Source organism: Corallococcus praedator, assembly GCF_003612125.1.
GTDB lineage: Bacteria > Myxococcota > Myxococcia > Myxococcales > Myxococcaceae > Corallococcus > Corallococcus praedator.
Map to the genome: position 1 here is coordinate 1 of NZ_RAWI01001235.1, position 413 is coordinate 413.

Here is a 413-nt window from a genome sequence, read left to right on the forward strand (position 1 = left end):
GGCCAACGCCGGCATCAGCGGCTCGGACGTCCAGGACATGATGCTCGAGGCCGTCGAGACCCGCTTCGGGACCCATCGCGCCCCGCAGCCCGTCGAGGTCCTGAGCGACAACGGCTCGGCCTCCACCGCGAAGGAGACCCGCATCTTCGCCCGCCAGCTCGGCCTCAAGCCCTGCTTCACGCCCGTCAGGAGCCCGCAAAGCAACGGCGTCTCGGAAGCCTTCGTCGCCACCCTCAAGCGCGACTACGTCCAGGTCACACCCCTGCCGGACGCCGCCTCAGCGCTCGCGTTGAGCGGCGCCTGGTTCGACGACCACCCGCACTCCGAGCTCAAGATGCGCTCGCCCCGCAAGTTCATCCGAGCCCAAACCGCAACCGCCTGAGCGTCCGGTCAAATGGGGGCAAGATCACCAA

At 68.5% G+C, this 413-nt stretch carries 1 protein-coding gene; it reads left to right on the top strand.

The window, feature by feature from the left end; translation table 11 throughout:
• The coding region (locus D7Y13_RS43875; RefSeq protein ID WP_147452752.1) for a DDE-type integrase/transposase/recombinase at positions 1-382 on the top strand (382 nt) is incomplete at its 5' end.
• Positions 383-413: the final 31 nt, after the last annotated feature.